Genomic DNA, 5,352 nt, shown 5'->3' on the forward strand with positions numbered 1-5,352 from the left:
CGATCATGCCGATGACCAGGCCGCGGACCAGCGGCGTGCGGGTGGCGTTCGCCACCGGGGTCGGCGGCTTCCGGGCCCGGGTGCCTAAACTGGGCGGGTGGAACACTTCTTCACAGGACTGCTGGTCCTCGTGTCCCTGCTGGTCGTGTGGTTCGCCGGGTACGTGGTGTACCGCCTGTTCTCCGACCAGCGGTGAGCGACAACGGGCCCGTTCCGGGCAGTGGTGACGCGGCCGTGCAGGCCGCCGCTTCGCGCGCCTCGGTGACCGGGGCGCGCAACCTGCCGCAGTTCGACGACCTGCCGATCCCGGCGGACACGGCGAACCTGCGCTCCGGACCCTCGCTGCACGACGCCTGCCTCGCGCTGCTGCCGCTGGTCGGCGTGTGGCGCGGCGAGGGCGAGGTCGTGTACCCGACGATCGACGGCCCGTTCCGGTACGGGCAGCAGATCACGTTCGCGCACGACGGTCGGCCGTTCCTGTACTACGAGGCGCGGGCCTGGCTGCTGGACGAGGACGGCGGCGTGATCCGCCAGGCGGCGCGGGAGACGGGCTTCTGGCGCCCGCAGCCGGACGACACGATCGAGGTGCTGATCACGCACAACACCGGGATCGTGGAGCTGTACTACGGCAAGCCGCGCAACCAGACGTCGTGGGAGATGACCACGGACGCGGTGGTGCGCACGGCGACCGCCAAGGAGGTCGTCGGCGCGCAGCGGCTGTACGGCATCGTCAACAACGGCGACCTGGCGTACGTCGAGGAGCGGGCCATGGTCGGCCAGCCGCTCCAGCCGCACACTTCGGCACACCTGCGGCGCGTCGTCGGCTGAGCTGGATTGCCGCTGCTCCGCAGACGGCGGCTCGATCGCCCGGAAGTCGGTCGTTCGCGCCCTCGCGGTGAGCGTGCAGTTGGATTGTTCAACAATCCTCGCTTACCCTTGACCCATGCAGCTGCGGCGTTGCGGCACGGACGGCGTGCTCGTCGAGGTGGACTCGCTCGGCGAGGTGGAGGCCGTGCGCGCCGCCGTCGCCGCGGCCGACCTGCCCGACCTGGTCGAACTCGTCCCGGCCGCCCGCACCGTCCTGGTCGTCACCAGGCCGGGTGGCGCGGCGGCGGTGCGGAAGCTCCTGACCGCGGCGGACCTCGTCCACCACTCCGAGGTCGACGGCGACGAGGTCGTCATCGAGGTCCGCTACGACGGCCCGGACCTGGACCTGGTCGCCGAGACGGCGGGCCTGACCGCGGCCGAGGTGGTCGAGCTGCACACCGGCGCGGAGTACCGGGTCGCCTTCTGCGGTTTCGCGCCCGGCTTCGCCTACCTGACCGGCCTGCCCGAGCCGCTGCGCCAACCGCGCCTGGACTCGCCGCGCACGAAGGTCCCGGCGGGCTCGGTGGGCGTGGCGGGCGAGTTCACCGCCGCCTACCCCCGCGCCACCCCCGGCGGCTGGCGGCTGATCGGCCGCACGGACGCGCCCCTGTTCGACCCGCGCCGCCCCACCCCCGCCCTGCTCACCCCCGGCGACCGCGTCCGCTTCGAGGCCGTCCGATGACCACCCACCCCGTGAGTCCTACGTCCAGCGCACGGGTGCCCCACGTCCAGGACCCCCGAAGCCAACGCACCCTCACCGTCCTTCGCACGGGCCCGCAGACCCTGGTCCAGGACCTGGGCCGGCCCGGCAACGCGCACCTGGGCGTCCCGCCTTCCGGGGCCCTCGACCTCCCCTCGCTCACGCTCGCCAACCGCCTGGTCGGCAACCCCGAGGGCGCCGCCGGCCTCGAAGTGCTCCTCGGCGGCCTCGCCCTGCGCGCCAACGCCTCCTGCACCGTCGCCGTGACCGGCCCGTCGACCCCGGCCCTGGTCGACGGCGTCCCGCGCGACTCGCCGCTGCACCTGGCGCCCGGCGACACCCTCACCCTCGGCACGCCCAGCGGCGGCCTCCGGTCCTACGTCGCGGTGTCCGGCGGCATCGCGGTCCCGGCCGAGCTGGGCAGCCGGTCCACCGACCTGCTCTCCGGCCTCGGCCCGGCCCCGCTGCGACCCGGCGACGAACTGCCCCTCGGCGACCCGACCGGCGTGCCGGTGGGCGTGGACGTGCTGGTGCCGACGCGCACCCCGGACGAGCTGGTCGTGCCCGTCCTGCTCGGCCCACGCGACGACTGGTTCGACGACCCGGCGCGCCGACTGCGGGACGGCCGCTGGACGGTGTCCGACCGCAGCAACCGCGTCGGCATCCGCCTCACCGGCACCGCGCTGGACCGGACCGCGAGCCGGGTCGGGCAGGAGCTGCCGAGCGAAGGCCTGGTGACCGGCGCGGTGCAGGTGCCGGCCGACGGTCGGCCCGTGGTGTTCCTCGCCGACCACCCCACGACCGGCGGTTACCCGGTGATCGGCGTGGTCGCCGCGCACGTCCTCCCGCTGCTCGGGCAGGCCGGGCCCGGCACCCGCCTGCGCTTCGCGCCACACGGCTGAACGGACGCAATTGGTCTAGACCCATTGTCAACGACCGCCGCACGACCTACCTTCGGCAGCGTCCCGGAAAAGACCGGCACGACCAGGCCGCCGTGGTTCTCGACTGTCCCCGTACTCGAGAGGCACACCCTGATGCGCCGACCGTTCACCGCACTCCTGGCCTTCCTCCTGGCCACCGCAGCGCTGTCCGCACCGGCCGCCGCCGCGACCGGCTTGACCGCCACGTTCAGCAGGACCGGCGCCACCGGCACGTTCGTGGTCGCCAACCCGACGACCGCCGCCGTCTCCGGCTGGTCGATCAAGTTCGACCTGCCCGCGGGCGTCACCGTCAGCGGCGCGCAGCACGCCACCACCACCCAGACCGGCACGCGGGTGACCCTGACGCCCGCGTTCTACATCGGCACCATCCAGCCGGGCCGCACCACCGACCCGTACAGCCCGACGTTCACCCTCAGCCAGGCCGTCGACCCGACGTCCTGCGCGGTCAACGGCGCGAACTGCGACGGCAGCGGACCCCCGCCACCGCCGCCCGCGCCGACCACGGCCGACTTCAGCCTCACCGGTTCCACCGGCAAGTTCGTGGTCAACAACAACACCGACGCGGTGCTCGCCGACTGGTCGATCACCTTCACCCTGCCCGCCGGCGTCACGGCGAGCGGCGCGCAGCACGCCACGATCAGCCAGACCGGCAACGCCGTCACGCTCAACCCGGTGCACTACAACCGCAGCGTGGGCGCCCGCCGTTCCACCGAGCCGTACAGCCCGACGTTCACCCTCAGCCGGGCCGCCGAGCCGGTCACCTGCCGGGTGAACAACGCCAACTGCGACGGCACGCCCGACACACCGCCCACCCCGCCCGCCAACCTGCACTCGCCGGTGCGGACCACCAAGACCGTCTCCCTGGCGTGGACCGCCTCGGCACCCGGCTCACTCCCCGTCGCCGGGTACGAGGTGTACAACGGCGCCACCCTGGCCACCGCGGTCACGTCCACGAGCGCCACCGTCACCGGCCTCACCCCGAACACCGCCTACGCCTTCACGGTCAAGGCCAAGGACACCAAGGGCACGCTGTCCACCGCGTCGAACGTGCTGGCCGTGACCACGAACAACCCGGCCGACGACACCCAGCCGCCGACCGCGCCGACCAACCTGCGCAGCACCGCGAAGGACGCCGGCAGCATCACGCTGAGCTGGGACGCGGCCACCGACAACCGGGGCGTGGCCAACTACGACGTCTACCAGGGCGCCGCGCTGAAGGCGACCGTCACCGGCACGACGGCGCGCGTCGACGGCCTGTCGCCGTCCACCGCCTACACCTTCACCGTCCGCGCCCGGGACCTGTACGACAACGTGTCGGGGCCGGGCAACGCCGTCACGGTGTCGACCTCGGACATCGTCGACGGGTACGCGCGGGTCGGGTACTTCGTGCAGTGGGGCATCTACGGCCGGCAGTACTTCGTGAAGAACCTCGACACCAGCGGCACGGCGGCGAAGCTGACGCACCTGAACTACGCGTTCGGCAACATCGACCCGGTCAACCTGACCTGCCTGCACGGCGTCACCAAGGGCACCTCACCCGACCCGCAGGACCCGAACCAGGGCGACGGCGCGGGTGACGCGGAAGCCGACTACAGCAGGCCGTTCAGCGCGGCGCAGTCGGTGGACGGCGTCGGCGACACCGGCTGGGAGCCGTTGCGCGGCAACTACAACCAGCTGCGCAAGCTCAAGGCCAAGCACCCGCACCTGAAGGTGCTGATCTCGCTGGGCGGGTGGACCTACTCGAAGTACTTCTCCGACGTCGCGGCCACGGACGCGGCGCGCAAGAAGTTCGTCAAGTCCTGCCTGGACGTCTACATCAGGGGCAACCTGCCCGTCTACAACGCGGCCGGCGGCCCCGGCACGGCGGCGGGCATCTTCGACGGCATCGACCTCGACTGGGAGTGGCCGGGCGCGGAGGGGCACGCGGGCAACCACATCGGGCCGAACGACAAGCAGAACAACACGCTGCTGATCGACGAGTTCCGCCGGCAGCTCGACGAGCTGAGCCGGGAGACCGGCAGGCGGTACGACCTGACCGCGTTCACCCCAGCCGACCCGGCGAAGATCGACGCCGGGTGGGACCTGCCACAGGTGGCGAAGTCCCTGGACGTCTTCAACGTGCAGGGCTACGACTTCCACGGCGCGGGCAGCGACAACTCGTGGGAGCCCAACCGCACCGGCCACCAGGGCAACCTCTACGCCGACGTGGACGACCCCTACTCGTTCCACTTCAGCGTGGAGAACGCGGTGAACGCCTACACCTCGGTCGGCGTGAACCCGCGCAAGATCACCATCGGGCTGGCGTTCTACGGCCGCGGCTGGCAGGGCGTCCAGGCCGGCGCGAAGAACGGCGAGTGGCAGTCGGCCACCGGCGCCGCGCCGGGTCAGTTCGCCGAGGAGGCGGGCACGCGCGGCTACTCGAACCTGCTGGCGAGCGTGCCCGGCTGCGCGGTGCACCACGACGAGACCGCCGTGGCGACGTCCTGCTTCACCGGCAACGGCGGGCAGTGGTGGACGTTCGACGACGTGTGGGCGATCCAGAAGAAGACCGCGTGGCTCAAGCGGCGCGGCCTGCTCGGCGCGATGATCTGGGAGATGTCCGGCGACACCGCCAACGGCACCCTGATCAACGCCGTGGACGCCGGCCTGCGGTGAGCGGGTGCCCCCGGGCTCGACCAGCCCGGGGCCACCACTCGCGCCTCACCACCACCCGCGAGGTCGCGTCGGTCGTTCGCGTCCTCATTCCCGGCGATCACGCTTCTCGATCGTCGGGAATCAGGGCGGGTGACCGGGATCAGCGAGAAGATGCTCGCGCAGACGTTGCAGGCGCTGGAGCGCGACGGG

Annotated in this window: 4 protein-coding genes; all 4 read left to right on the top strand. The window is 72.3% G+C overall.

Annotated elements, in window-relative coordinates; translation table 11 throughout:
* Nucleotides 1-192: 192 nt before the first annotated feature.
* Nucleotides 193-828: a heme-binding beta-barrel domain-containing protein gene (locus ABTZ99_RS44560; protein ID WP_499619207.1), complete on the top strand. Its 636-nt coding sequence runs from the start codon at nt 193-195 to the stop codon at nt 826-828.
* A gap of 115 nt (nt 829-943) precedes the next feature.
* Entirely contained in the window at nt 944-1,549 is a 606-nt protein-coding gene (gene pxpB / locus ABTZ99_RS44565) for a 5-oxoprolinase subunit PxpB (protein ID WP_498785603.1), read from the top strand.
* A gap of 11 nt (nt 1,550-1,560) precedes the next feature.
* Nucleotides 1,561-2,469, top strand: coding sequence for a 5-oxoprolinase subunit C family protein (locus tag ABTZ99_RS44570; protein WP_499619209.1), 909 nt, complete (start codon nt 1,561-1,563; stop codon nt 2,467-2,469).
* Between the two features lie 132 nt (nt 2,470-2,601).
* Nucleotides 2,602-5,163, top strand: coding sequence for a glycosyl hydrolase family 18 protein (locus tag ABTZ99_RS44575; RefSeq protein ID WP_499619211.1), 2,562 nt, complete (start codon nt 2,602-2,604; stop codon nt 5,161-5,163).
* Nucleotides 5,164-5,352 lie beyond the last annotated feature (189 nt).

The sequence above is a fragment of the Actinosynnema sp. NPDC002837 genome, assembly GCF_040295345.1.
Lineage (GTDB): Bacteria > Actinomycetota > Actinomycetes > Mycobacteriales > Pseudonocardiaceae > Actinosynnema.